Genomic DNA, 26,496 nt, shown 5'->3' with positions numbered 1-26,496 from the left:
CGGTGGCAGCCTGCTCCATGCCCTTTCAGGCAGGGCCGAAGGGTGGCTAGCGTCGGCTCATGCTGACGTTGCAGCTCACCGCGACGGACCTGAGCCGCACCGTTCTGCGCTCCGACCCCGCGGTGCTGCTGGAACTCGGGGCGGCCGGTCAGCGGCTGTTCGAGGCCGCACCGGAACACCTCACGGCCTGGCGGGCACGCACCCGGGCGGCGCTGCGTCCGGAGATGCGGCCGTACCTCGACCTGTGCCGGCGGCCCGGGTGGTTTCCGGACTTCCTCACCCCGCCAAGCCTCGGCGGCGACCTGCCGGCCGCCCTGGACGAGGTGCTGGCCACCCCGACGGCGACGCTGGCGGCGGAGCTACGACCCCGGATCGTCGCCGGCGACCTGCCGGCCCGGGTCGGTGCTCTCGCCTCTGGTGACACAGCCGCCCGGCGGCGACTCCGCGTGGCGATGCGGGCGTTCCACCAGATCGCGGTCGCGCCATACCAGCAGACGATCACCGCGGCGGTTCACGGCGACCGGACCGTGCGGGCACACGCCATGGTGGACAGTGGGATCGACCGCGTCCTACGCGACCTGAGCCCGTACCTGTTCTGGAAGCCGTACGGCGAGCGGTACGAGTTGTCGTACGAGTGTGGATTCGCCGACGGCATCGCCCTGGCGCCGGCCGGCCGGGGCGTCACCCTGGTGCCGTCGTACCTGCTGCCCCGGCCCTGCGTGCTGGACGACCCGACCGGCCCGCTGGTGCTGGCCTATCCGATCCGTCCCACCGCCCAGCGGGCGCTGGTGAGCAGCAAACCCCTGGCCGACCTGCTCGGGCGGACCCGGGCGGCGGTGCTGGGCGCGATCGCCGACGGCCCGAGCACCTCACAGCTGGCCCGGACGGTCGGCGTCTCCCTCGCCTCGGCCAGCCAGCACGCCTCCGTCCTCCGGTCGGCCGGGCTGGTCACCACCCACCGGGCGGGGCCGGCGGTACGGCACACGCTCACCCCGCTGGGCGAGCACCTGCTCCGCGCCGGGCACCCCGGGTGACGGGACCGCTGGTCAGTCGCCGGTGACGCCGTCGATGCGTTCCCGGATCAGGTCGGCGTGACCGTTGTGCCGGGCGTACTCCTCGATCATGTGCACGTACGCCCAGCGCAGGTTGAAGGTGGGGGTGCCGTCGTGGCGGGTCAGCGTGAACGTCTCGTCCAGGGACCGGCCGGCGGTCGCCGCCCGGGCCGCGTCGACCTCGGCGCGGAAGGCGGCGAAGGCGGCCTCCGGGTCGGCGTCGGCCGCGGCGTGGAACTCGGCGTCGTTGTCGGCGTCGAAGTCGTAGAGGTCGGGCAGGTCCTGGCCGGCGAAGCGCTGGCGGAACCAGGACCGCTCGACCTCGGTCATGTGCAGGACCAACCCGAGCAGGCTCAGGCCGGACGGCTCGACACTCGCCGTGCGTAGCTGCTCGGCGGTCAGGCCGGCGCACTTGTGCAGCAGGGTGTCGCGGTGGTAGTCGAGCCAGCCTTCCAGCATGGTGCGCTCGTCAGCGACGAGGGGCTCGTGGGTGCGGTCGATCTCCGGTGCCGTCCATGTCGTCATCGGGCCATCCTGGGGCTCGGGTACGACAGTCGCGACAGGTTTTCAGGGCACCACGACGACGGGCCAGCGGCCGGCGCGGACCAGACGGGTGGCGACCGAGCCGACCAGCCGGTGACCGGCCTGCTCGGACGCCCCCACCACCACCATGTCGGCCTGGAACTCGTCGGCCGCCGCGCACAACTCGCCGTACGCGTCGCCGCGCCGGGACAGGAAGGTCACCGGGATACCCCACTGCTCGGCCGCTCGCCGGCACTCGCGGCGCAGCTCGTCGGCCACCTCGTCCTGGGAGCGCTGGATCGCGCTGGCGTCCATCCCGGGCACGAGGGAGGTGAACCCGCTCGCCGCGCTGACGAAGACCACCACCAGGGCGGCGCCCTGCCGGCGGGCCAGGCCGGCCGCGTAGGCGCCGGCCCGCTCGGAGGTACGGGTGCCGTCCACGCCCACCATGATCACCCGCGGGCCGTCGGTGCCGCGTTCGAACGGCAGCGGGCGGGTCCGGGGGCCGTACTCCTCGCGGTCCGGTGCTCCCACGCTCATGGCTCTACCTCACCTCTGCTCGCCGGTGCGGACCACGGCGGCGCCAGCGCCGGCTGCGACTGTCGATTCCCGCTCGACCTCGTCGGAAACCGGGTTGCCGTTGTGCTGCCGCAGCGGCACCTCCTTGATGAAGGCCACCGCGATCAGCGCGATCAGCGCGAAGGGGGCGGCGGCCAGGAAGATGTCACCGGCGCCGTGGCCGTACGCGCTCTCCACCACGGCACGCAGCGGGCCGGGCAGGGTGTGCACGTCGGGCAGGGTGCCGCCGCTACCGGAGCTGGACGCGGGGATGCCGAGCTGGGACAGCCCGTCGGCGGTGTAGTCCTTGACCTTGTGGGCGAGTACCGCGCCGAGGGCGGAGACGCCGATCGCGCCACCGAGGCTGCGGAAGAACGCCACCACCGAGCTGGCCGCGCCGAGTTCGTGCGGGCCGACGGTGTTCTGCACGGCGAGGACCAGGTTCTGCATGGTCAGGCCCAGGCCGACGCCGATGAGCGCCATGTAGACGCTGAGCAGGGTGAAGTTGGTGTCCGCGCGGAGGGTGCCCATCAGCGCGAAGCCGATGGTGAGCAGCGCCGAGCCGGCCACCAGGAACCGCTTCCAGCGGCCGGTCTTGGTGATGATCCGCCCGCCCACGGTGGAGGCCACCAACAGGCCGAGGATCATCGGCAGGGTCATCAGACCCGACATGGTCGGGCTCTGCCCGCGGCTGATCTGGAAGTACTGGCCCAGGAAGATCGACGCGCCGAACATGCCGACACCGACCGCGATGCTGGCCACGACGGCGAGGGTGATGGTGCGGTTGCGGAACAGCCGCGGCGGGATCATCGGCTCGGCGGCCCGGGTCTCCACCCGGACGGCGAGGGCACCGAGGGCCAGCGCGCCGACGACCATGACGGCGGTCTGCCAGGAGGCCCAGGCGAACTGGTCACCGGCGAGGGAGACCCAGATCAGCAGGACCGAGACGGCCGCGGTGATCAGGGTGGCGCCCCACCAGTCGATCTGCGCCTTCCGCTTGACCACCGGCAGGTGCAGGGTCTTCTGGAGCACGATCAGGGCGACGATGGCGAACGGCACGCCGACGTAGAAGCACCAGCGCCAGCCGAGCCAGGAGGTGTCCACGATCACGCCGCCGATCAGCGGACCGCCGATGGTGCCGACGGCCATCACGGCGCCGAGGTAGCCGCTGTAGCGGCCCCGCTCGCGCGGCGCGATCATCGTGGCCATGATCACCTGAGCCAGCGCGGTGAGGCCGCCGGCGCCGACGCCCTGGAGCACCCGGCAGGCGATCAGCTCTCCGGTGCCCTGTGCGAGGCCAGCGAGCACCGAACCCAGCACGTAGATGCCCAGGGCCAGTTGCACGAGGGTCTTCTTGCTGGTCAGATCGGCCATCTTGCCCCAGATCGGGGTGGTCGCGGTGGTCGCCAGCAGGGCCGAGGTCACCACCCAGGTGTACGCGGACTGGCCGCCGTGCAGTTCGGTGATGATCCGCGGCAGCGCGTTCGAGATGACCGTGGAGGAGAGGATCGCGACGAACAGGCCCAGCAGCAGGCCGGAGAGTGCCTCCAGGATCTGCCGGTGGGTCATGGTCACGGCGGTCGCCTGGGGCGGCGCTGTCGCCTGGCTCATCGTTGTTGCCTCCGAACGGAGTCGAGGTGGAGCGGCGGCGGGTGGTGCGCATGGGCCGCCTGAGAGTTGCCTGAAGCAACCGTATGCCTTGGTTGCCTGAAGCAACAACTTGGTGGACCGGCACCATATTCCCCGCCGAGCGGGCTACTGCCAGGAGTCGTTGAACCGGCCGAGCAGCCGGGCGAACTCCTCGACGTCCCGGCTCGGCCAGCCGTCCAGCGCCCGCAGGAACTCACCCAACCGGGCCGCACGGGCGACGTCGAACCGCCGCTGACCCTCCTCGGTGAGGCGGATCTGCGCGGCCCGCCGGTCGCTCGGATCGGGGTCGCGGTGGACCAGCCCGAGGGCCTCCAGCGCGTTGATCTGCCGGCTGAGTGTGCCCTTGCCCACGCCGAGCCGCGACGCCAGCTCGGTCAACCGGATCGACCCACTGCGCCGCAACCAGAGCAGCAGCCCGTAGGTGTTCGGCTCCAGATTCGGGTGCACCTCCCGGGCGATCTCCCAGGAAACCGCCCGCCCACGACGCAGCAGAGCGGTCAACTCGTGCTCGACCGCCCGGATCGGCTCCGGCAGGTGCTCATCCACGGCGTAGAGACTACGGCGCGGTCGGCTCGCCGCTACCGGAGAGTCGACGTCGCATCACCGGGCGTAGGTGCCCGTCCTTGGTGGTGCCCTCGATGACCACGTCCGCGCCACGCCCCTGATGGGTGAGCGTGGCGACGGCGTTGCCGAAGTAGGGACCGGCCAACTTGCGCCAGCGCACACCAGGCCGCCGTACGCCCGCCGAGCGGGCCAACGCCCGGGTGGCACCGGCCGGGCCGGCCGACCAGCCCAACCGCATCAGCGGGCGGATGCCGGCCGGCACCTGGTTGTGGATCGGCGAGCAGGTGAGCTGGTGCACGGGCGTGACCACCGCGGGGTCGAAGAACCGGGCCCGAGCCACGTACGAGTGGTGCACGTCCCCGGAGAGCACGCTTATCGACGCCGGGGGGGCGTACGCCGGGCCGGCACCGACCCGTGCGCCGGACTGCCTCGGGGTGCCGGTGCCGATCCGGGCGAAGGTCTCCGTGAGCGCCTCGAAGGAGCGCCGGAACGCCGCCCAGTGCTCCAGGTCCAGGGCGCGGCGCAGCTTCTCCGCCCCGCGGGCCACCCAGGGGCGACGCGAGTCCGCCAGCTTCTCGTTCCACGCCTCGATGTGGTGGATGCCCTGCGGAAGCAGCCAGGGCAGCGACGCGCCGACCACCAGGTGGTCGTAGATCCCGTGCGCCTGGTCGAGGAACCAGGACCACTCGCCGGGGGGCAACATGGCCCGGCTGCCCGGGTCGAGCACCCGGCTGCACCTGTTGTCCAGCATGACCAACCGGGTCCGGCCCAGGTCCAGTGCGTAACTCCACTGGTACTGCACCGCGCGCCAGCGCTCGGTGTCGTGCGCCAGGTCCGACTCCTGGTCGACCCGGTGCCCGAACTCACGCAACACACCTGTTGCGTCCTCGGCGGCGACGACCTTGGCGTAGACCGGGTCGGCGGTGATCTCGTCCGGGGACAGGTTGCCCAGGTGCTGGTAGACCCAGTACGAGGCGAGTCCGCTGCCGATCCGCTCCTGCCACCACGGCTGCTCGCGCACCTCCGCACGCCAGGCCGCCGAGGTGTTCCAGTCGTCGATGATCTCGTGATCGTCGAAGATCATCACGCTCGGCACGGTGGAGAGCAGCCACCGAATCTCCGGATCGCGCCAGGACTCCAGGTAGAGCTTGGTGTACTCGTCGAAGCTCACCACCTGGTCGGCCGGGGCGCCCTTCGGCCGCCGCCGCCGCCGACGCAGCAGCCGGCGCACCGTGGGCGAGGTGACGTCGGCGTAGACCTGGTCACCGAGCAGCACCAGCAGGTCGGGCAGCGGGTTCGACTCCGGGTCGGCCATCAACCGCCGGGCGTACGCGTCGAGCGCGTCCGGCGGCAGCTTCCGGGTGGTGGCGTGCTGGGTGGTCTCCCGGCACGAGCCGAAGATCAGGTTGACCGGCTGGTCCCGGTCGTCGGCGGCCCGGGTGCGGATCACGCTCGGCGGGAAGCCGCTGCTCGGCACCGGCCAGACCAGCTCGTCGTCGACGAGCACCTCGTAGGTGGTCGCGCTGTCCGGGGTGAGCCCCTCCACCACCACCAGCGCGTAGTGGTGCTCGTACGCCGAGAAGGTGGGCTGGGTGCCGGTGGCGCCGTCGGCGGTGCGGACGGTGACCACGGCGGGCCCCGCCGTCTCCACCCAGATGGTGGCGCGGGTGTCCACGACTCGCCGCAGGAGGGGGCCGATGAGGAGGTGTGCGGCGGACATGCGGCCGAGCCTACCGCCGGTTCCGGGCACGGGCCGGATGCGGTGGCGGAGACCGCGAGCACCGCTCAACCGTGCGGTGGCGGAGACTCCCGGCCCGCTCGGGGGTGCGGTGGCTGGGACGCCGTCGTCGCCATCTGACAGGATTCCGGCATGGCCGAATATCTCGTCCTCGCTCTGGTCCTGCTCGGTGTGCTGATCGCCGGCACAGTAGGGCTGGTCGTGCCGCGACTGCGGCGGCGGCCCGAGCCCCCGCTTCCCCGCACCGAGGTCGACACCCGGGCCGAGGAGGATCTCGCCGGCCCGCCGGTCGAGGCACCGGAGTCCGATCTGTCCACCGGCGTCCTGGTCGAGCCACCGCCGGTCATCGAGGCGCCCGCGCCGGTGGAGGTGCCCGAGCCGACCGCCGGACGGCTGGTGCGGCTCCGCTCGCGGCTGTCCCGCTCACAGAACGTCTTCGGCAAGGGCCTGCTCGGCCTGCTCGCCCGCGACCACCTCGACGAGGACGTCTGGGAGGAGATCGAGGACAGCCTGATCACCGCCGACGTCGGCGTCGACGCCACCCGCGACATCGTCGACCGGCTCCGTGAGCGCACCCGGGTGCTCGGCACCCGCTCGGCCTCCGAGCTGCGCGCGTTGCTCGCCGCCGAACTGGTGAACGCGCTCGACCCGAGCCTGGACCGGTCGCTGCGGACCGCCCCGAAGGACGGCGTACCGGCTGTGGTCCTGGTCGTCGGCGTCAACGGCGCCGGCAAGACCACCACCTGCGGCAAGATCGCCCGGGTGCTGGTGGCCGACGGCCGGACCGTGCTGCTCGGCGCCGCGGACACCTTCCGGGCCGCCGCCGCCGACCAACTGGAGACCTGGGGCTCGCGCGTCGGCGCGGAGACCGTCCGTGGGCCCGAGGCCGCCGACCCGGCAAGCGTCGCCTTCGACGCGGTCAAGCGTGGCATCGACACCGGCGTGGACACCGTGCTCATCGACACCGCCGGCCGCCTGCAGAACAAGGTCGGCCTGATGGACGAGCTGGGCAAGGTCAAGCGCGTGGTGGAGAAGCAGGGCCCGATCGACGAGACACTGCTCATCCTGGATGCCACGACCGGCCAGAACGGCCTGGAGCAGGCCCGGGTCTTCACCGACGTGGTGAACGTGACCGGGGTGGTGCTCACCAAGCTCGACGGGACCGCCAAGGGTGGCATCGTGATCGCCGTGCAGCGCAAGCTCGGCATCCCCGTGAAGCTGGTCGGCCTCGGCGAAGGCAAGGACGACCTGGCCCCGTTCGACCCCGCGCAGTTCGTCGACGCGTTGCTGGGGACCGAGGCCACCGGACGGGACGCGTAGTCTCGGGTGACCACCGACGATCGCGCGTACGCGGGCTGGCGCGAGCCCGGCCACCCCTCGCAGCGCCTCGGGAGACCGTACGTGACTTCGCAGGAGATCCCGCTGCACGGCGGCAACGTCAGCACCGTCGTCCGCGTCGGTGACACGGTCCGCCGCAACGCCGGGCCGTGGACACCGTCCGTGCACGCCCTGCTGCGCCACCTGGAGTACGTGGGCTTCACCGGTGCCCCCCGGGCGCTCGGGATGGACGAGCGCAACCGTGAGGTGCTGTCGTACCTGGAGGGGGAGTGCGGCGAATATCCGCTCGCCCCGCACTGGGTGACCGACGAGGCGCTGGTCACCGTCGCCACCATGCTGCGGATGTTCCACGACGCGCAGTACGGGTTCATCCCGCCGCCGCAGGCGGTCTGGCGCTCGTTCGGCCCGCCACCGCCGGACACCGAGGTCATCTGCCACCACGACGCCGCGCCGCACAACGTGATCTGGCGGCCGGACGGCACCCTCGGGCTGATCGACTTCGATCTCGCCTCGCCGGGGGCGCGGATCTACGACGTGGCGTACGCGGCCTGGACCTGGGTGCCGATCTTCGCGGACCGGGACTCGATCACGCTGGGCTGGAAGCACCCGGACCGGCCGCGCCGGCTGCGGCTCTTCGCCGACGCGTACGGGTTGATCCCGCGCGACCGGCACCGGTTGATCCGGACCATCCGTAAACGGATCGTGGACCACGTCGAGGGGATCCGCCGGATGGCTGCCGCCGGCGAGCCGGCGTTCGTCCGGATCGTGCACAAGGGCCACCTGCGCCGGCCGATGCGGGATCTGCGGCTGCTCGACTACGAGCGGCACGCCCTGGAGAACGCCCTCCGCTGAGCGCGGACCGGTCGATGCTCGGCCGGTCCCGTCAAGCGGACCGGTCGATGCGCCTGGCCGGTCAGCCATCGACGCGCGCCGTCCGAACGATCCACCATTGTCCATGTCGATGACTGTGCGGACTTCGTGACACGTACGAAACAACCCGTCACGAACCGGAAACCCGCACGGGACCATGGGTGAAACAGCCGGCCGCGAAGCTTCCGCGCAACCGGCCTACGGGCGACGCTGCCCCGGAAAGCCGCGAAGGAGGACTTCACCTTTTAGGAGGCCAGCGTGCCTGAAGCACCGACGATCGACGGCGCCAATACCACGTGGCTGCTGGTTTCGACCGCGCTCGTGCTGCTCATGACCCCCGGATTGGCGCTGTTCTACGGCGGCCTCAACCGGGCCAAGGGCGTACTCAACATGATGATGATGAGCTTCTCCGCCATCGGGCTCATCTCTATTCTGTGGTGGTTCTACGGTTTCAGCGTCGCCTTCGGGACCGACGTGAACGGCTTCTGGGGTGACCCGGGCGCGTACCTCGGCACCAAGACCTTCCTCGCCGAGACCGACCTGTGGGGTGCCACGGCGGAGAACCCCAGCGGCATCGGCGTTCCGCTCTACGTGTTCATGGCCTTCCAGATGGTCTTCGCGGTGATCACCGTCGCGCTGATCAGTGGTGCCATCGCCGACCGGGCCAAGTTCGCCGGCTGGCTGCTGTTCGCCTTCGGGTGGGCCACCCTGGTCTACTTCCCGGTCGCGCACTGGGTGTGGGGCGGCGGCATCATCGGCGGTGACATCCACGCGCTGGACTTCGCCGGTGGCACCGCGGTGCACATCAACGCCGGTGCGGCGGCCCTGGCCGTGGCGCTAGTGCTCGGTAAGCGGCTCGGTTGGCCGCGCGAGGGCATGAAGCCGCACAACATCCCGCTTGTCGCGCTCGGTGCGGGTCTGCTGTGGTTCGGCTGGTTCGGGTTCAACGCCGGTTCGGAGTTGACCGTCGACTCGGTCGCCGGCCTCGCCTTCATCAACACCCAGCTCGCCACGGCGGCGGCGGTGCTCGGCTGGATCGCGGTCGAGTGGGTCAAGGACCGCAAGCCGACCATGGTCGGTGCCTCGTCCGGCGCCGTCGCCGGTCTGGTCGCCATCACCCCGGCCTGTGGCTTCGTCGCCCCGTGGGCGTCCGTCCTGCTCGGCATCGTCGCCGGGGTCGTGTGTGCGCTCGCCGTCAGCCTCAAGTACAAGCTCGGCTACGACGACTCCCTCGACGTGGTCGGCGTGCACTTCGTCGGTGGTTGGATCGGCTCGCTCTGGCTGGGTCTCTTCGCCACCAACTCGGTGAACGCCGCGATCACCGACGTGGTGGGCGCCTCCGACGGCCTCTTCTACGGCGGCGGCGTCACCCAGCTCGGGCGGCAGGCCCTCGCCGGCCTGATCGTCACCGCCTGGTCGTTCGCCATCGCCTGGGTGCTCGCCTTCGTCATCGAGAAGACGATCGGGTTCCGGGTGAAGGCCGAAGCCGAGGTCGAGGGCATCGACATCGGCGAGCACGCCGAGAGCAGCTACGACCTGTCCCCGGCCGGTGGCGGCACGGGCAGCGCGTTCGCGATGGCCGGCATCGGCACCCCCGGTGGCGGCACGACGAGTGGCGCCAAGCCGGAGGCGGAGCCCGCCGAGCCGGTAAGCGAAAAGGTCGCCGGTTAACGTTCCTGGGATGGAGGGGTTGGACATGAAGCTGGTGACCGCGGTCATCAAGCCGTACCAGCTGGACGCGGTGAAGGAGGCCCTGCACGCCCTCGGGGTGGCCGGGCTGACCGTCAGCGAGGTTCAGGGGTACGGGCGGCAGAAGGGGCACACCGAGGTCTACCGGGGTGCCGAGTACACGGTCGAGTTCCTGCCCAAGATCCGGGTAGAGGTGCTCACCGACGAGATCGACGTGGACAAGGTGGTGGACGCCATCGTCGGCGCGGCCCGCACGGGCAAGATCGGTGACGGCAAGGTCTGGGTCACCGGTGTCGAAGAGGTCGTCCGGGTGCGTACCGGCGAACGCGGCCTCGACGCACTCTGATCTGGAGACCACGACCGACATGACCTCGTTGATCAAGAAGGACGCGTCAGGCAACACCGGTGACGGTGGCGCGAACCCCTTGATCAACGAGGTCGTCGGCGTTCCCGGGGGGATCGGCGAGGCCGCCCGGCTGGCCCGGGCGGCCTCGTACGACACCTATCTGCGCGGCTTGCTGCCGGCGCAGGACGGAGTGGCACTGCTGGCGGTCGGGGGGCTGGGCCGGCGCCAGTGCGCCCCGTACAGCGACCTCGACCTGGTGTTGCTGCACGCCGGGGTACCCGGCACGAACGAGTTGGCGGCCTCGATCTGGTACCCGATCTGGGACGCGGGTCTGCGCCTGGACCATTCGGTACGCACCGTCGCCGAGGCGCTCTCGGTCGCCCAGGACGACGTCAAGGTCGCCCTCGGGCTGCTCGACGCCCGCCTGGTGGTGGGTGACCAGACGCTGGCCGACGCGCTGAGCCGCACCGCCGCCGATCATTGGCGGCGCACCGCCGTACGGCACCTGCCCGGCCTGCGGGAGGTCACCACCGCGCGCTGGCAGGCCCACGGTGAGCTGGCGTTCCTGCTGGAGGGCGACCTCAAGGAGGCCGCCGGGGGCCTGCGCGACGTGGGGCTGCTGCGGGCGATCTCCGCAGCCGGCATCACCGACGCGCTACGTCCCGCCGTGCGTGCCGCCCACCTTCGCCTGCTGGACACCCGGGACGCCCTGCACCAGCAGGTCGGCCGCCGGGTCGACCGGTTGGTCGCCCAGGAACGCGACGGCGTGGCCGCCCTGCTCGGTCTGGACGACGGCGACGCCCTCCTGCGCCGGGTCGCCGGTGACGCCCGCACGGTCAGCCACGCTCTGGATGACGCGTTCCGCGCCGCCGACCGGTTGCGCTCCGACCGGTCCCGAGGCGGCAACGGCCGCTCGGCGCGTCGACCGGTGGCACGTGACGTGGTCGAGCACGACGGCGAGCTGGTGCTGGCCCGGACGGCGATCGGCGCACGCCCCGACCCGAGCCTCTCGTTGCGGGTGGCCGCCGCGGCGGCCACGACCCGCCTGCCGATCGCACGGGCCACCTGCGAGTGGCTGGCGGCGTACTGCCCGCCGCTGCCCGCGCCCTGGCCGGCCGAGGCCCGGGCCGCGCTGACCACCCTGCTCGGCGCCGGTCCCGGCCTGGTGCCCGCCTGGGAGACCTGCGACCGGTACGGCCTGGTCGACGGCTGGCTGCCCGAGTGGACCCGACTGCGCAGCCTGCCCCAGCACAACCCGGTGCACCGTTACACCCTCGACCGGCACCTCGTGCAGGCCGCGCACGAGGCCAGCCGGCACGCCCGCGACGTGGAGCGCCCCGACCTGCTGCTCCTCGGTGCTCTCCTGCACGACATCGGCAAGGGCCTTCCCGGCGACCACAGCACCGTCGGGGTGCCGCTGGCCCAGGCGGTGGCGACCCGGATCGGTCTGCCCCCCAGCGAGGTGGAGCTGATCGGCACGCTGGTCCGTCTTCACCTGCTGCTGCCCGACGTGGCCACCCGCCGGGACCTGTCCGACCCGGTCACCATCGCCTCGGTGGCCGAGGCGGTCGGTAACACCGGCACCCTCGACCTGCTGCACGCACTGGTCCGGGCCGACGCGGCGGCGACCGGGCCGGCGGCCTGGTCGGACTGGAAGGGTCGACTCGTCGCCGAGCTGGTCGCCCGGGTCCGCACCGCACTCGACACCGGCGTACTGCCCGAGCCGCCGGCACCCGATCCGGCGCTGCTGGCCGGGCCACTGCCGGTCGTCCACCTGACCGGGGACCGGGTGTCGGTCGCCGCGGCCGACCGGCGGGGCCTGCTCGCCACGGTTGCCGGCTGCCTGGCCCTGCACCGGCTGGAAGTGATCTCCGCGGACGCGTCAGTGGTCGACGGCCGGGCTCTGGTCGAGTGCCGGGTGCAGCCCCGCTACGGCCTGGCGCCGGACCCGGTGCCGCTCCGTGCCGACCTGCGCCGGGCGGTCGGCGGTGACGTGTCGGTCACCCAGCGACTGCGCGGCCGTGCGCTCGCCGCCCGGGGCAGCGGCGCCGCTCCCCGCGTTGTCTGGCACCGCGAGGCGGCCACCGACGCCGTGCTGCTGGAACTCCGCGCGGCCGACGCGGCCGGCCTGCTCTACCGGGTCACCTGCGCGCTCGACGAGGCGGGTGCCCTGGTCCGCGCGGCACGCATCTCCACTCTCGGCGCCGACGTGGTGGACGCCTTCTACCTGGTCGGCGGTTGGCCGGACGACGAAGCCCGAGCGACCCTGGAGGCCGCGGTCCTCGCCGCCGTCTGATCCCACCGTCGCCGCGGCGCTGCGGTTGCGGTCCGCGGCGGCTCGTACCGCTTCGGTCCCGTCCGGTCGCTGTTCTTCGGAAGCTCCGACGGCGTGCTGCGCAGTCCGCTTGGCCGGAGCCTGCGCCAACCCTCTCCAAACGAGCGTGATGACTGTGCGGCATCTTGATGCCGCACAGTCATCACGCTCGTGGCGGTATCCGCCTCCGACTGCGCGGTCTCGGAGCCTCGCAACCTCCCATCGCAGGGTGAGCGCCGCGTGGTCCGGCGGTGAGGGCAAGCGGGTACGTCCGGGGGCGTAGGGACGGTGCCGCTCGTGGACGCACGTCGGGAGGGCTTGGCGCGGGCAGAATGACGGCCATGCGGTGGGACGGGCAGTGGGGGCGACAGGCGGCGGATGCCGTGCTCGCCCTGGGGTTGCTCGGCTTCGGGCAACTCGCCACCGATCTCGCCGGGGACAACCAACCCGGGTCGAGGCCGGTGGACGGGGTCTGCCGGGTGCTGATCGCGCTCGCCGCGCTCGCCCTGCTGGCCCGTCGGCGCACCCCGGTCACCACCCTCGCCCTGGTCACCGCGGCCACCGCGACGTACCTGGTGCTCGGCTACCCGTACGGACCGATCCTGCTCGCCTTCCTGGTCGCGGTGTACACGGTGGCGGTGCGGCTGCCGGTGCGTCCGGCGGCGCTCGCCGCCGGAGGCGCGTTCGTGGTGCTGCTGACGCACGTCTTCTGGTCCCGGGGTCCGGCCCCGGGCTGGACCGGAGTGCTCCCGGCGTCGGCCTGGGTGGCCGTACCGTTCGCGGTGGGGGTCGTGGTGCGGGTCAACCGCGAGGTGGCGGCGCGCAGCCGGGCCGAGGAGTCCCGCGGTCGCGCCGAGGAGGCCCGGCGGCGGGCCGACGAGGAGCGGTTGCGGATCGCGCAGGAGGTGCACGACGTGGTGGGGCACGGACTGGCCGCGATCAGCATGCAGGCGGAGATCGCCCTGCATCTGCTGCCGAAACGACCCGAGCAGGCCGAGACCGCGCTGACCGCGATCAGCCGGACCAGCCGCGAGGCGCTGGACGAGCTCCGGGTCACGCTGGGCGCGGTGCGGCAGGGGGCAGAGCGCGAGCCGGTACCCGGCCTGGCCCGACTGCCGGCACTACGCGACCGGCTCGCCGGCGCCGGGCTCGCCGTCGACGTACGCGTCGTCGGTGCCCCCCGGGAGCTGCCGGCCGCGCTGGACCTGGCCGCGTACCGGGTGGTGCAGGAGGCGTTGACCAACGTGCTGCGCCATGCGGGGGTGGCGAGTGCGGAGGTGACGGTGGACTACCGCGCCGACGAGGTGACCGTCGAGGTCACCGACCGGGGGATGGGTGCCGGGGCAGCGCCGGCCGCCGACGAGCGCGGGCACGGTCTGGCCGGGATGCGGGAGCGGGTCGCGGCGCTGGGCGGGTGGTTGACCACCGGGCCGCACCCCGGTGGCGGCTTCCGGGTGTACGCCCGGCTGCCCGCGGAGCCGACCCCGTGATCCGGGTGCTGATCGCCGACGACCAGGACCTGGTCCGGCTCGGTCTCCGCGCGCTCGTGGAGAGCGAGGACGACCTGGCGCTGGCCGGCGAGGCGGCCGACGGGCTGCGGGCGGTCGAGCTGGCGCGCCGGGAGCGACCGGACGTGGTGCTGATGGACATCCGGATGCCCGGCATCGACGGCATCGAGGCGACCCGGCGAATCGTCGCGGACCCCGAACTGGCAGGTACGCGGGTGGTGGTGCTGACCACCTTCGAGCTGGACGAATACGTCTTCGACGCGCTGCGGCACGGCGCGAGCGGGTTCCTCACCAAGGACACCCGACCGGCCGAGCTGCTGCGCGCGATCCGGCTGGTCGCCGAGGGGGAGGCGCTGCTCTCGCCGTCGGTGACCCGCCGGGTGGTGCGGGAGTTCGCCACCCGACCGTCCCGGGTGCCGCGCCCGCACCCTCGACTGGACACGCTCACCGACCGGGAGCGCCAGGTGGTCGGCCTGGTCGGTGAGGGATTGAACAACGAGGAGATCGCCGCCCGGCTGGTGGTCAGTCCGGCGACCGCGCGGACCCACGTCAGCCGGGCGATGGGCAAGCTGGGAGCCCGGGACCGGGCCCAGCTCGTCGTGTTCGCGTACCAGTCGGGGTTGGTGTCGGGGTGAGGCCCGGGCCGGGCGACAGCGGCCTTGCGGTGGGGCGGCTACCCTAGCGGTGGCCGGACTCCGCAGTGCCGGCCGCGTTGTGCCCGCCGGAACACTGACAAACGGGATGTTCGCGTGTTTGACACCTTGAGTGACCGCCTGTCCGGGATCTTCACCAAGCTCCGCGGCAAGGGACGGCTCACCGACGCCGACATCGACGCCACCGCGCGCGAGATCCGCCTCGCGCTGCTGGAGGCGGACGTCGCGCTGCCGGTGGTCAAGGGCTTCATCGCGGCCGTCAAGGAGCGGGCGCGCAGCTCCGAGGTCTCCCAGGCGCTCAACCCGGCCCAGCAGATCATCAAGATCGTCAACGAAGAGCTGATCACCGTGCTCGGCGGCGAGGGCCGGCGGCTCCAGTTCGCCAAGCAGCCGCCGACCGTGATCATGCTGGCCGGCCTCCAGGGTTCCGGTAAGACGACCCTGGCCGGCAAGCTGGCCCGCTGGCTCAAGGGCCAGGGACACCAGCCGCTGCTCGTCGCCGCCGACCTCCAGCGCCCCAACGCCGTCGGGCAGCTCCAGGTGCTCGGTGGCCGGGCCGGCGTCGAGGTGTACGCCCCGGAGCCAGGCAACGGCACCGGTGACCCGGTACAGGTGGCGCGCGCGTCGATCGAGCACGCGAAGCGCGCGGCCCGCGACATCGTCATCGTCGACACCGCCGGCCGGCTCGGCATCGACGCCGAGATGATGCAGCAGGCCGCCGACATCCGCGACGCCGTCTCGCCGGACGAGGTCATCTTCGTCATCGACGCGATGGTCGGTCAGGACGCCGTCCGTACCGCCGAGGCGTTCCGCGACGGCGTCGGCATCACCGGTGTGGTGCTCTCGAAGCTCGACGGCGACGCCCGTGGTGGCGCCGCCCTGTCGGTGCGCGAAGTGACCGGGCAACCGATCCTGTTCGCGTCCACCGGCGAGAAGTTGGAGGACTTCGACGTCTTCCACCCCGACCGGATGGCCAGCCGGATCCTCGGCATGGGCGACGTCCTCACTCTGATCGAGCAGGCCGAGCAGGCCTTCGACTCGGATCAGAAGGAGAAGATGACCGCCAAGCTGATGGGCGGCGAGCAGTTCACCCTGGACGACTTCCTCGACCAGCTCATCGCGGTGCGGCGGATGGGTCCGATCGCGAACGTGCTGGCCATGATGCCGGGCATGGGGCAGATGAAGGACCAGCTCGCCGAGCTGGACGACAGCCACTTCGACCGGGTCACCGCGATCATCCGGTCGATGACGCCGGGCGAGCGCACCAACCCGAAGATCATCAACGGTTCCCGCCGGGCGCGCATCGCCAACGGCTCCGGGGTCACCGTGATGGACGTCAACCAGCTGCTCAACCGCTTCGCCGACGCGCAGAAGATGATGAAGCAGATGGGCGGCATGATGGGCCTGCCCGGTGGTGGCCGCCGCAAGGCGACCAAGTCCCCGAAGAACAAGCGCAAGGGCACCAAGGGCGGCGGTCGTCCGCGTACCGGGGCCGGTGCCGGCCTCCCGGGCGGTTTCCCGGGTGGCATGCCGCAGCTCCCGCCGGGGATGGACCCGAACGACCTCGCCGGTGGCCAGGGCCTTCCGCCCGGCTTCAAGCTTCCGAAGATCGACTTCAACAAGCTCGGCAAGGGCGGCGACAAGGGCCCGCGCTGACGCGTCTCGGTGACGGCAGGCGACGGAAGAACGACCTGCTCGCCCCCGACGGGGAGTGATCGGGTAGGACTGTGCGCATGGCTCTTCACGTGCGCGGCGTACTGCTCCCCGACGACGAGGTCCGGGATCTCTGGCTGGTCGGCGACCGGGTGACCTTCACCCCGGTGCCCGGCGCGGAAACCGTCGTGGACGGCGGGTTCGTCCTGCCGGGGCTTGTCGACGCGCACTGCCACATCGGCATCGCCCGCGGTGGCGCCCCGATCACCTCGCTCGACCAGGCCCGCGAGCTGGCCCACGTCGACCGGGACGCCGGTGTGCTGGCGATCCGCGACGCCGGCTCGCCGTACCCGTACCCCGAACTCGACGACGAGCCCGACCTGCCGCGGCTGGCCCGCGCGGGCCGGCATGTCGCCCCGCCGAAGCGCTACCTGCGCGACATCGGCGTGGAGGTCGACGCGACCGAGGTGGCCGCCACGGTGGCCGCGCAGGCGAAGGCCGGCAACGGCTGGATCAAGCTGGTCGGTGACTGGATCGACCGGGGCGTGGGTGACCTGGCGCCGGCCTGGGACGCGGACACCCTCACCGCCGCCGTGCGGGCCGCGCACGACGCCGGGGTACGCGCCGCGGTGCACACCTTCTCCGAGTCGGCCGTCGAGATCATGGTGCGTGCCGGGGTGGACTCGGTGGAGCACGGCACCGGCCTCAGCCTCGACCTGATCGACGAGATGGCCCGACAGGGCACCGCGCTGATCCCCACAATGATCAACATTGCCACCTTCGGCGGCATCGCCGAGCAGGCGCGGGGCAAGTTCCCCGGGTACGCCGACCACATGCTCGCGCTGCGCGACGGGTTCCCCGAGGTGGTACGCGCCGCGTACGAGGCGGGCGTGCCGATCTACGTGGGTACCGACGCCGGCGGCGGCATCGACCACGGGCTGGCCGCCGAGGAGATGATGCTGCTGCACGAACGAGCCGGCATGGCGCCGATCGACGTGCTGGCCGCCGCCTCCTGGGCCGCCCGGGAGTGGCTCGGCTTCCCCGGCCTGGTCGAGGGTGGCCTCGCCGACCTGACCGTCTACCCCGAGGACCCCCGCCGCGACCTACGGGTGGTCCGCGCCCCGTCCCGCACGATCCTGCGCGGCCGAGTGTTGCGCTGATCCGGCGCCCGCGCCCCGCGCTCCCGTGGCTCGCCGCCTGGGGCGTGTCGCCCCGCATGATCGTGCTCGATCCTGGATCTAGTGGTGTCCGACAACGTCGAGGCCACTACATCCTGGATCGAGCACGATCATGGAGGGGCGAGCGAGCTGGCGAGCGGCGGCGGGCGGGCGGAAGGCGGTGGCCTCGGCGGGCGGCGGCCTACGGCAGTAGCTCGTCCGAGCGGCCGGCCCGCACCGCGTGGCCCGGCCCGCACCGCGTGGCCCGGCCCAGGACGCGTGGCCCGCCCCCGGCGCATGACCCGTCCGGCGCGGTGCGGGTTCGTCTGGGCGACCCCTTCGGCGTGGGCAAGAGGGGGTGGGACGCCTCCCGGGCGCGGTGGCGGCCCGCCTGGCGCATAGGATGTGCGGTCATGGCACGCGTGCTCACTCCCCGTGCGGAGGATTTCCCCCGCTGGTACCAGGACCTGATCGCCAAGGCGAAGCTGGCCGACAACGGCCCGGTTCGCGGCACCATGGTCATCCGACCGGCCGGCTACGCCATCTGGGAGCGCATGCAGCTCGAGATGGACGCCCGGATCAAGGCGGCGGGTGCGGAGAACGCGTACTTCCCGCTGTTCATCCCGGAGAGCTACCTCAAGCGGGAGGCGCAGCACGTCGAGGGCTTCTCGCCGGAGCTGGCGGTCGTCACCCACGGTGGTGGCAAGCCGCTCGCCGAGCCGGTGGTGGTGCGTCCGACCAGCGAGACGGTCATCGGCGAGTTCATGGCCAAGTGGATCGACTCGTACCGGGACCTGCCGCTGCTGCTCAACCAGTGGGCGAACGTGGTCCGGTGGGAGCTGCGTCCGCGGATCTTCCTGCGGACCAGTGAGTTCCTCTGGCAGGAGGGGCACACCGCGCACGCCACCCGCGAGGACGCCCGGGCGTACGCGCGGCGGATCCTGCACGAGGCGTACGAGGATCTGATGGTCAACGTGATCGGCATTCCGGTCGTGGTGGGCCTGAAGACGACGCGCGAGCGGTTCGCCGGCGCGACGGCCACGTACACCTGCGAAGGCATGATGGGCGACGGCAAGGCGCTCCAGTTGGGCACCAGCCACGAGCTGGGCCAGAACTTCGCCAAGGCGTTCGACATCAGCTACTCCTCCAAGGAGGGTGGCCGGGAACACGCCTGGACCACCTCCTGGGGCACGTCCACGCGGATGCTCGGCGGCCTGATCATGGCGCACGGCGACGACAACGGTCTGCGCGTGCCGCCGAGGTTGGCCCCGATCCAGGCGTACGTCATGATCGTCAAGGACGGCGAGGGCGTCGCGGAGGCGGCGGCCAAGCTGCGCGACGGCCTGCGCGACGCCGGTGTCCGGGTCGCGCTCGACGACCGGACCGACACCCCGTTCGGCCGCCGGGCCGTCGACGCCGAGCTGCGTGGTTATCCGGTACGCGTCGAGGTCGGCCCCCGTGACCTGGCCGCCGGCAACGCGGTGGTGGTGCGTCGTACGGACGGCTCGAAGTCCCCGACGCCGGTGGCGGACGTGGTCGCCGCGGTGCTGGCCGCGCTGGAGACCGACCAGCAGGTGCTGCACGACCAGGCTCTGGCCAACCGCGAGTCGCGCACGGTGGAGGTGGCGACGCTGGCCGAGGCGATCGAGGCCGCCGCGACCGGCTGGGCCCGGGTGCCGTGGTCGGCGGTCGGCGTGGCCGGCGAGGCCGAGGCGAACGGGCAGGGCGTCACGGTGCGCTGCCTGCTGCGCGCCGACGGTTCGGTGCCGGACTCGGAGGACGAGCCCGACCTGGTCGCCATCCTCGCCCGCGCCTACTGAGCGTAGGAAGGCAGTGCGCTTCGCGCCGGGTCGGCTGATCATGCACCGCAACGTGCGGCACGGTCGGATCGGATGGGTCCGACCGGGCCGCGTGGTCAGCGACGACGAGCGTGGTCTGCTGGTGTGGATCGCCCGGGACTCGCCGGTGGCCCACGAGGTGACCGAGGCGGGGCTGGGGATGCGGGCGATGCCGTTCGCCCAGTGGGTCTCGTCGTCGTACCGATTGGCGCACGGCCGCTGGAACGGGCCGCCGCTGCTGAAGTTCCTGCCCACCGGGGCGGCGCACTCCGTCTGGTGGTTCCGCGACGCGCAGGGGCACTTCCTGAACTGGTACGTCAACCTGGAGGAGCCGGGCGTCCGCTGGGACGACGGCACGGTGGCCGGTGTGGACGTGGTGGACCAGGACCTGGACGTGGTCGTCCACCCGGACCTCAGTTGGCAGTGGAAGGACGAGGACGAGTTCGTCGAGCGGCTTGCCTTCGGTGCCGACTACTGGGTGACCGACGAGAAGGCGGTCCGTGCCGAGGGGGAGCGGGTGATCGCGCTCGCCGAGACCGGCGCGTTCCCGTTCGACGGCACCTGGTGTGACTATGCCCCGCCGTCGGGCTGGGGCGTACCGGACGGGTTGCCCGCCGGCTGGGATCGTCCACCAGTTCGTTGACCTGCCGCGATTACTCTGTGTCGTCCTGCGGACATCGGGCGTGCGTGCGCGGCTGGGCGGCCTAGGGTTCAGGCAACGTCACCACCAGTTATGGGAGGCCCGATGGCCGACCAGATCAACACCTTCGCTGACCTACAGGCCCGAGCCGGCGTGATCCTCGCCAGGCTGAACGCCGCTCCCGCCGTCGCGATCGCGGCAGCCACGAATCCGTTGCTGGCTGTCGAACACCTCGGCTACGAGTTCAACCCCGACACCCGTACCGGCATCGGCGACCGCATCCGACTCGGACCGTCCGCCGCCGAGAAGCTCGCCGAGCTGCGTACCGCGATCGCCCGGCTGGTCGATCGCCAGGTCGACCCCGACGATGGCCGCGCCGTCCGCCGGCTCCTGACCGACCTGGGCGTGCTCCCGTGCCCCGACGGTACTGACCCGGACACCGACCCGCCACGCTGGCAGCCCGGCGGCGCCGGCCCCGACCCGCTGGAACCGCTCCGGGACCGGCACCCGGTGCTGGAACCGCTGCTGGAGTACCGGCGGATCTCCGCCCGCCGGCCGAGGTTCGCGCCCCCGCACGCCTTCGCCGCGATCCTCAGCGGTGCGGTGACCACGCCGTTGACCGCCGTGCGTGGCCGGCTCCAGTCGCCAGCTCCGGATCCGGAACCCGACACCCACCCCCGCTGACCATCGGGCGGCCCGTCGCTCGGCGACGGCCCCGAGCAGTTCCTGACGTCCGGCCCGGCATCCGGCCGTCCACACACCCTCCGGCCTCCACCACACCGGCCCCGAAGGGGGACCAATGGCCGACACCCATGGCTTCGAGGTCGTCATCGAGGCGACCCCACCCGTACTCCGCAAGGCTCTCCAGGGTGCCTGGAAGTCGGCCGAGTGCGGCGACACCAGCACCGACGAGGGACGTATCCCGCAGTACCTGCCGGTCCCCGCCGGCCTCGGCATCGGGGGGTTCACCACGGCCGGCGGCCAGGTGGAGATCCCCCGGGACCAGCTCGACGCCACTCCACGACCCGACATCGACGGGTGCGACCTCACCTTCGGCCTGGTCATCCAGGTGATCGTCGCCGACCCGCCGGTGCCATCCGCGCACCTGCTGGACCTCACCGCCACCGCGCATGCCGTTGCGCCGATCGGGGTGCTGCCCGGTTCGAAGAACGTGGGGCTGCGTTTCGACGGCCTGCCCCGCAGTGCGGTCACCGCGACCCTGACCAGCGGCGACCCCCTCGCCCCGAAGCTCGTCCAGATCCTCGGCGAGTACGTCCACTTCGCCTACGAGAACGGCGGCCTCGGGGGCGTGCTGCACCCCGGTATCCCGGCGATCCCGCACGAGCAGGACGACACCGGGCTGGTGCTGGGCCTGGGCGTCGGCAGTTACACCCTCGACACCCACCTGGAGATCTACGACGACCAGGCCGACCCGGCCCACCGGATCGACGTCAGTCAGCCCGATCCGGGGCATGTCCTCATCAGCATGCCTATCTACCTGCGGATGTTCCACATCGTGGGTGGTGGCGCGGCGCCTTCGCTGGCCGACCCGATGGCTGTGGAAACCCGGCTCGCCATCACGGTGCCGTTGGAGACCCCGCCGGGGGCGTACACGTTGCGGTTCGACACGGCGACCGTGGTCGCGGGACCGATCAGCCCGGCGCCCGGCATCGAGGGCACCCACTTCACCACCAACAACGCCACCCTCTTCGGGTTCCTCGACAACGCGTTGCAAGCCCAGCTCAACCAGCAGGGGGCGGCGCTGGTGCACGGCTTCGGGGCGCAGAGCATCGTGGTGCCGACCGTGGCGCAGATCGAGACGGCCATCGGCGACCTGCTCTTCGACAACCTGGCCGGGCGGGGCTTCCTGGCACTGTGGACGCCGGAGGTCGGGGGCGAGGTGTTCGAGGCCGACAACGTCGCCACCCGGGTCTTCGCCGATCTGCTGGTGATCGCGATCAACGCCGGCGAGGGCGCCGACATCGGGGCAATGACCAACGTCGTACCGGCCGGTCGGGACTTCGCCATCCTGCTCGACGGGACGATCGTGCAGGAGAACATCGACTCCGCCCGGGTCACCAACGGTTGGGCGGACAGCGACCTGCCGCGCCGCGTCGACCAGGGCGACGACAAGGCGGACGTCCGTGAGTTGGACGTCGTCCTGCGCGACGGGTCGATCCGGATGACCGGAGAGCTGACCGTCATCGACGCGATCCTCGGCAGCATCGACGTCGATGCCAGCTTCCGAGCAGACGTGGGACTGCACTGGACCCCGAGCGGCGACCTCGATCCCGACGGTGTCCAGCGAATGGACAACCACCTGATCGGCGAGCCGGACGTCGACCCCGAGGAGTCGGTCCTGTTCTGGGTCATCGCCATCATCTTGGCGATCATCAGCTTCGGCGCCGGAAGCATCCTGATCGGGATCATCATCATCGTGGTCGCCGCGGTGATCACGGCCGTGGTCAACAACATCGGCGGGGCGCGCCTCGTCGACCCGATCACCGGAGCGGTCAGCGGCATCACCGGCTGGCCGCCCGAGTTGGCCCGCATCGGGCGGGTCCGGGCGGTCTTCTTCGACCCGGTCGTGATCAGCGCCGACGGGATCCTCCTCGGCGGTGACCTGGAGGTGCTCAGCTCCTGCGAGAGCACCGAGGTGCTCGCCGCGCGCAGCAGCGGGCCGTACACCGGGACGGCCCAGTCGGCCCTGCTGTTGGCCGCGGGGCACACCAGCGCCGCGGCCGGCTACACCTGGCTGACCGGCGACGGCGCGGCACCGGCCGCCACCGCGGACGTCAACCACGTCTACACGGCCAGCGGCACCTACCTGGCGGCGCACTCGTTGACGATCAACCAGCCCGGCGGCGCCACCAGCCGCCACTTCGCGCTGGTGTACGTCGCCAACGTGCCGCCCACGGTCGACGCCGGCCCGGACCTCACCGTCGACGAGGGTGAGGTGGTGACGCTCGTGGGGCGGTTCAGCGACGTCGAGTACGCCGACACCCACGAGACCACCTGGAACTTCGGCGACGCCCAACCCACCGAGCCGGGAACGGTCGTGGAGACCAACACCCCACCCCGGGCCGAGGGCACCAGCACGGTCCGGCACGCCTGGTGCGACAACGGTGTGTACGAGGTGACCCTGCGGGTCCGGGACCAGAACGGCGGCATGGCGACCGACACCCGGACCGTGACGGTGCGCAACGTCCCGCCCGTGGTCGACGCCGGCCCCGATCTGTTCACCTACCCCTGCACGGTCCTGACCCTCACCGCCCGGTTCACCGATCCCGGCTGGTGCGACACGCACACCGCGGTCTGGGATTTCGGCGACTGCACCCCGCCGCTGCCAGCCGTGATCGACGAGACGCACGAGCCGCCGGCCGGCCGGGGGACCGCCGTCGTGTCCCACCGTTACCCGGACTGCGGAACGTTCCTGGCCCGGTGCACGGTGACCGACGACGACGGCGGGACAGGTGTCGACGAGGTGGTGGTCCGGGCCGTCGACGTGGTCAACCGGCACTTCGAGGACGGGTTCGCCCAGCGCACCACCGGACAGGTCGCCAACGGCTGGGAGCCGTACGTGCTGGCCGGCTCGGCGGCCGGCGGCACCGGCCAGCACGCCGCGAGCAACTTCGTGGTGCACGGTGGTCGCCGGGCACAGGGGCTGGTGCCCGGGCCGCAGCAGCGGATCGGCGTCCGGCAGCAGATCGGGGCCAACCCGGGCTGGGCCTATCAGCTCACCGCCTGGTACGACCTCGACCAGGCCGACCCCTCGACCGCGCGACTCGGCGTCGATCCCACCGGCGGCACCGACCCGACCTCCGCCGCCGTCGTCTGGAGCGACGGTACGAGCGCCCAGCGGTGGAGCCCGCTGACGGTACGCGTCACCGCCCAGGCTGCCGCGCTGACCGTCTTCCTGGAGGCGGCGGCCGACGGGCGTGAACCCCGGAGGGGCGGTGGGCGGGTGTGGTTCGACGACGTGGACCTGCTGGCCGTGCAGCCGTACTGCCCGGCGGAGCCGCCGCCGCCCCGGCCGCGCGACTGCCTCGACTTCGCCGGCCGTCAGCCCGGTACGCAGTTCCCGGCGGAGTGGACGGACCACGAGTTCCTCATCCGTTCCGTGGACGGCGTCGGCCGGGTGGTCGTCGCGGTCGGGCCGCCCACCGGAGGTGCGGCCCTGCAACTCGGCGCCGGCGTCCAGGTCGAACTGACCCACCCGGCGGACCGGGTCATCGTCACCCTGGTCAACCAGGGCGGCAAACCGGTCGAGCTGACCGCGCTCGACGACGACGGTGCGTCACTCGACCGCGTCGACGTGCCGGCGAACTCACCACCGGGTGCGGCGACGGTGACTCTCACCGGTCCCGGCATCGTCTCCGTCCGGATCGTCGGGCGGTCGGCGGAAGGGCTGCTGGTCCGGCTCTGCGCCGAGTACGGCGACGAGACGGGGCCGGACGACGAACACGGCGACCCCACGTCGCACCCGGTTCCGATCGACCCCGGTGCCACCGGCCCGACGCGCCGATCCGACCCGCCGTTTCGTGGTGGTTGCTGTGGCTGAGCCTGGCTCGCTCGACGCCGTCCGTGCCGTGCTGGCCGCGCACCGAGCCGACCTCACCCGGCGGTTCGCCGCCGTCGGCACCGGCATCGGCCGACCCGACCCGGCGGGCCCGTACGTCATCACCGTCTACGTCACCGACCCCGGGTTGGTGGCCGTCACCAGCGAGCGCGTCGACGGTGTCGCGCTGCGCTTCGTGCTCACCGGGCCGTTCGAGGCCCGCCGAACCTGATCCATCACCCCGTTCCACCGGCAGGAGGCGGCCATGTCCAATCCGTTCGACGACAGTTACGTCAAGGCCCGGGCGTTGGCCCGGGCGGCCCGTCAAGGACCACTGGCCGGGCTGCTCGGCGACCCGAACGTCAGCGGGCTCGCCTACGGCCGACGGGAGGTCAGCGGCCGCCGCACGGAGGAGCCGGCCCTGGTGGTGTACGTGGTCCGCAAGGTGCCGAGGCAGTTCCTACCGACCACCCGGCTGCTGCCGCGGCGGGTCTACTTCGGGTCCGACTTCGTCGAGGTCGACGTGGTGGAGACCGGTCCGTTCTTCGCCCAGGAGTTCACCGCCCGGGAACGTCCGGCGCCCAACGGGGTGAGCGTCGCGCACCTCAATGTCACGGCCGGCACGCTTGGCGCGCTGGTCACCGACAACACCGACGGTTCGCTCTGCATCCTGAGCAACAACCACGTGCTGGCGAATTCCAACGCCGGGGCGATCGGCGACGCGATCACGCAGCCCGGCTCTGCCGACGGCGGCACCACGCCCGCCGACACCATCGCCACCCTGAAGCGATTCGTGATGATCAACCCGGCCGGCAACCTGGTGGACTGCGCGATCGGCCAGGTCTCCCAGCCCAACGACGTGATCGACCAGGTCAAGGACAACATCTACCCGGTGGCCAACGGCAACCATCCGGCGATCGGTCTGCTCTTCGCCGGCTCCTGCAACCGGACTCTGATCAACCCCATCGACGAGGTGCTGCGCCAGCTCGACGTGACGTTCCTGAGCGGTGCGGGTGCCATCGCCGGCGTCGACATCGGCAGCAACGTGGAGAAGGTCGGCCGGACCACCGAGTACACCACCTCCACGGTGACCGAGCTGGATGTCAGCGCGAGCATCGACTACGGTCCCGGCGTCGGCGTGGCCACCTTCGAGGGCCAGATCGCCACCGCCCACCTGTCCGAGGGTGGCGACTCCGGGTCGGTGGTCTACCTGGGCGGCGAGGGTGGCAACGAGAGCGCCTGCGGTTGCGCATCCAGCAGCACCGCTCGCCGGGTCCTGGACCGGGACGTCGACCTCGACGTGGCGGTCGAGAAGGAGTTCCGGCAGCGCTACCTGCAGCAGACCAGGGTCGGCCGGTTCGCTGTCGACACCTACTTCGCCAACGAGGACGGGCTGGTGGCCCGGGTCCGGGCGACGAAGGTCTCCGACGCCGACCGGCGGCACCTGCAGAAGCTCTACGACACCTACGCCGAGACGGCCCGCGCGGTGCTGCTCCAGCCGCAGCGTTCCGAGGCGACGCTCACCAGCGAGCACCTCGACGAGGCCCGCAAGACGCTGCGCCGCTTCGCGGACCGGTTGACCGCCGAGGAACTCTCCGCCGCCGAGGAGGTGCTGGCGCTGGCGAACGACGCCGTCGGTCGTACTCCCGTGGAGATCCTGCGGATGCTCGACGACGAGCAACTGCTGCACAAGGCACAGGAGTTGGTCGAGCGGGTGCCCACCCTGTGTGCTCCCGGCAGCGGGCGGCGCGGCGACGGTGGCTGTGGCTGCGGTGGGAGCAGCGGTGACGCCGGCCAACCGGCGGCCGAGAAGCCCACCAAGCCGAAGCCGAAGCGGAAGCGGTGACG

21 protein-coding genes are annotated in these 26,496 nt (G+C 72.0%); 16 read left to right on the top strand and 5 right to left on the bottom strand.

Features of this window, described 5'->3' with window-relative positions; genetic code table 11:
• Window positions 1–59: 59 nt before the first annotated feature.
• Window positions 60–1,034 carry a winged helix-turn-helix domain-containing protein gene (locus AB0A90_RS21220; RefSeq protein WP_357250459.1) on the top strand — a complete coding sequence of 325 codons (975 nt, stop codon included), beginning with the start codon at window positions 60–62 and terminating at the stop codon, window positions 1,032–1,034.
• Between the two features lie 12 nt (window positions 1,035–1,046).
• Here the strand turns inward: AB0A90_RS21220 and AB0A90_RS21215 are convergent, their stop codons facing one another.
• The 5 genes from AB0A90_RS21215 to AB0A90_RS21195 all read right to left on the bottom strand — a co-directional run bounded on the left by AB0A90_RS21215 (window position 1,047) and on the right by AB0A90_RS21195 (window position 6,066).
• Window positions 1,047–1,577, bottom strand: a complete 531-nt coding sequence (locus AB0A90_RS21215; protein WP_357250456.1) for a DinB family protein — start codon at window positions 1,575–1,577, stop codon at window positions 1,047–1,049.
• 42 nt (window positions 1,578–1,619) lie between these two features.
• On the bottom strand, window positions 1,620–2,114 hold the full coding sequence (locus tag AB0A90_RS21210; protein ID WP_357250454.1) for a universal stress protein: 495 nt from the start codon (window positions 2,112–2,114) through the stop codon (window positions 1,620–1,622).
• Between the two features lie 9 nt (window positions 2,115–2,123).
• Window positions 2,124–3,743 carry an MDR family MFS transporter gene (locus AB0A90_RS21205; RefSeq protein ID WP_357250451.1) on the bottom strand — a complete coding sequence of 540 codons (1,620 nt, stop codon included), beginning with the start codon at window positions 3,741–3,743 and terminating at the stop codon, window positions 2,124–2,126.
• 144 nt (window positions 3,744–3,887) lie between these two features.
• Window positions 3,888–4,328 (bottom strand): MarR family transcriptional regulator, encoded by a 441-nt coding sequence (locus tag AB0A90_RS21200; protein ID WP_357250448.1) that lies wholly within the window; start codon window positions 4,326–4,328, stop codon window positions 3,888–3,890.
• 10 nt (window positions 4,329–4,338) lie between these two features.
• The gene (locus AB0A90_RS21195) at window positions 4,339–6,066 is read right to left on the bottom strand and encodes an alkaline phosphatase D family protein (protein ID WP_357250445.1); all 1,728 of its coding nucleotides are present in this window, start codon (window positions 6,064–6,066) and stop codon (window positions 4,339–4,341) included.
• 150 nt (window positions 6,067–6,216) lie between these two features.
• Between AB0A90_RS21195 and ftsY the strand changes: the two genes are divergently transcribed.
• From ftsY to AB0A90_RS21120, 15 genes are all read left to right on the top strand, one after another.
• Window positions 6,217–7,404: a signal recognition particle-docking protein FtsY gene (gene ftsY, locus AB0A90_RS21190; protein ID WP_357250442.1), complete on the top strand. Its 1,188-nt coding sequence runs from the start codon at window positions 6,217–6,219 to the stop codon at window positions 7,402–7,404.
• A 6-nt stretch (window positions 7,405–7,410) separates the two neighbouring features.
• Window positions 7,411–8,274 (top strand): aminoglycoside phosphotransferase family protein, encoded by an 864-nt coding sequence (locus AB0A90_RS21185; RefSeq protein ID WP_357250439.1) that lies wholly within the window; start codon window positions 7,411–7,413, stop codon window positions 8,272–8,274.
• A gap of 276 nt (window positions 8,275–8,550) precedes the next feature.
• Entirely contained in the window at window positions 8,551–9,963 is a 1,413-nt protein-coding gene (locus tag AB0A90_RS21180; protein WP_357250435.1) for an ammonium transporter, read from the top strand.
• Window positions 9,964–9,988: 25 nt separating this feature from the next.
• Entirely contained in the window at window positions 9,989–10,327 is a 339-nt protein-coding gene (locus AB0A90_RS21175; RefSeq protein ID WP_172862163.1) for a P-II family nitrogen regulator, read from the top strand.
• Between the two features lie 19 nt (window positions 10,328–10,346).
• Window positions 10,347–12,623 (top strand): [protein-PII] uridylyltransferase, encoded by a 2,277-nt coding sequence (locus AB0A90_RS21170; RefSeq protein WP_357250433.1) that lies wholly within the window; start codon window positions 10,347–10,349, stop codon window positions 12,621–12,623.
• 359 nt (window positions 12,624–12,982) lie between these two features.
• Complete coding sequence (locus AB0A90_RS21165) at window positions 12,983–14,131, top strand: sensor histidine kinase (RefSeq protein ID WP_357250430.1); 1,149 nt, start codon at window positions 12,983–12,985, stop codon at window positions 14,129–14,131.
• A complete protein-coding gene (locus tag AB0A90_RS21160; RefSeq protein ID WP_357250427.1) occupies window positions 14,128–14,784 on the top strand; it encodes a response regulator transcription factor in 657 nt (218 codons plus the stop codon). The genes AB0A90_RS21165 and AB0A90_RS21160 overlap by 4 nt, the downstream gene beginning before the upstream one ends.
• Before the next feature lie 114 nt (window positions 14,785–14,898).
• A complete protein-coding gene (gene ffh, locus AB0A90_RS21155; protein ID WP_357250424.1) occupies window positions 14,899–16,458 on the top strand; it encodes a signal recognition particle protein in 1,560 nt (519 codons plus the stop codon).
• Window positions 16,459–16,535: 77 nt separating this feature from the next.
• Window positions 16,536–17,615 (top strand): amidohydrolase family protein, encoded by a 1,080-nt coding sequence (locus tag AB0A90_RS21150; protein WP_357250422.1) that lies wholly within the window; start codon window positions 16,536–16,538, stop codon window positions 17,613–17,615.
• 410 nt (window positions 17,616–18,025) lie between these two features.
• A complete protein-coding gene (proS, locus tag AB0A90_RS21145; protein WP_357250419.1) occupies window positions 18,026–19,432 on the top strand; it encodes a proline--tRNA ligase in 1,407 nt (468 codons plus the stop codon).
• A gap of 13 nt (window positions 19,433–19,445) precedes the next feature.
• Window positions 19,446–20,093: a DUF402 domain-containing protein gene (locus tag AB0A90_RS21140; protein WP_357250416.1), complete on the top strand. Its 648-nt coding sequence runs from the start codon at window positions 19,446–19,448 to the stop codon at window positions 20,091–20,093.
• Between the two features lie 102 nt (window positions 20,094–20,195).
• The gene (locus tag AB0A90_RS21135) at window positions 20,196–20,774 is read left to right on the top strand and encodes a hypothetical protein (RefSeq protein ID WP_357250413.1); all 579 of its coding nucleotides are present in this window, start codon (window positions 20,196–20,198) and stop codon (window positions 20,772–20,774) included.
• Between the two features lie 115 nt (window positions 20,775–20,889).
• Complete coding sequence (locus AB0A90_RS21130; protein WP_357250411.1) at window positions 20,890–24,651, top strand: PKD domain-containing protein; 3,762 nt, start codon at window positions 20,890–20,892, stop codon at window positions 24,649–24,651.
• A complete protein-coding gene (locus AB0A90_RS21125; RefSeq protein WP_357250408.1) occupies window positions 24,644–24,880 on the top strand; it encodes a hypothetical protein in 237 nt (78 codons plus the stop codon). Before AB0A90_RS21130 ends, AB0A90_RS21125 begins: the two co-directional genes overlap by 8 nt.
• 33 nt (window positions 24,881–24,913) lie before the next feature.
• A complete protein-coding gene (locus AB0A90_RS21120; protein ID WP_357250406.1) occupies window positions 24,914–26,494 on the top strand; it encodes a hypothetical protein in 1,581 nt (526 codons plus the stop codon).
• Window positions 26,495–26,496: the final 2 nt, after the last annotated feature.

Origin of the sequence: Micromonospora sp. NPDC049204 (assembly GCF_040647935.1) — a bacterium.
Classification (GTDB): domain Bacteria; phylum Actinomycetota; class Actinomycetes; order Mycobacteriales; family Micromonosporaceae; genus Micromonospora.
Note: the sequence above shows the minus strand (reverse complement) of the source record. Positions and strands in the feature narration are given on the sequence as shown.

Coding starts and splice junctions, on each gene's coding strand:
- AB0A90_RS21165 (WP_357250430.1), top strand. CDS start 12,983: ATGCGGTGGGACGGGCAGTGGGGGCGACAGGCGGCGGATGCCGTGCTC.
- AB0A90_RS21150 (WP_357250422.1), top strand. CDS start 16,536: ATGGCTCTTCACGTGCGCGGCGTACTGCTCCCCGACGACGAGGTCCGG.
- proS (WP_357250419.1), top strand. CDS start 18,026: ATGGCACGCGTGCTCACTCCCCGTGCGGAGGATTTCCCCCGCTGGTAC.
- ftsY (WP_357250442.1), top strand. CDS start 6,217: ATGGCCGAATATCTCGTCCTCGCTCTGGTCCTGCTCGGTGTGCTGATC.
- AB0A90_RS21215 (WP_357250456.1), bottom strand. CDS start 1,577: ATGACGACATGGACGGCACCGGAGATCGACCGCACCCACGAGCCCCTC.
- AB0A90_RS21135 (WP_357250413.1), top strand. CDS start 20,196: ATGGCCGACCAGATCAACACCTTCGCTGACCTACAGGCCCGAGCCGGC.
- AB0A90_RS21175 (WP_172862163.1), top strand. CDS start 9,989: ATGAAGCTGGTGACCGCGGTCATCAAGCCGTACCAGCTGGACGCGGTG.
- AB0A90_RS21120 (WP_357250406.1), top strand. CDS start 24,914: ATGTCCAATCCGTTCGACGACAGTTACGTCAAGGCCCGGGCGTTGGCC.
- AB0A90_RS21220 (WP_357250459.1), top strand. CDS start 60: ATGCTGACGTTGCAGCTCACCGCGACGGACCTGAGCCGCACCGTTCTG.
- AB0A90_RS21130 (WP_357250411.1), top strand. CDS start 20,890: ATGGCCGACACCCATGGCTTCGAGGTCGTCATCGAGGCGACCCCACCC.
- AB0A90_RS21170 (WP_357250433.1), top strand. CDS start 10,347: ATGACCTCGTTGATCAAGAAGGACGCGTCAGGCAACACCGGTGACGGT.
- AB0A90_RS21195 (WP_357250445.1), bottom strand. CDS start 6,066: ATGTCCGCCGCACACCTCCTCATCGGCCCCCTCCTGCGGCGAGTCGTG.
- AB0A90_RS21210 (WP_357250454.1), bottom strand. CDS start 2,114: ATGAGCGTGGGAGCACCGGACCGCGAGGAGTACGGCCCCCGGACCCGC.
- AB0A90_RS21205 (WP_357250451.1), bottom strand. CDS start 3,743: ATGAGCCAGGCGACAGCGCCGCCCCAGGCGACCGCCGTGACCATGACC.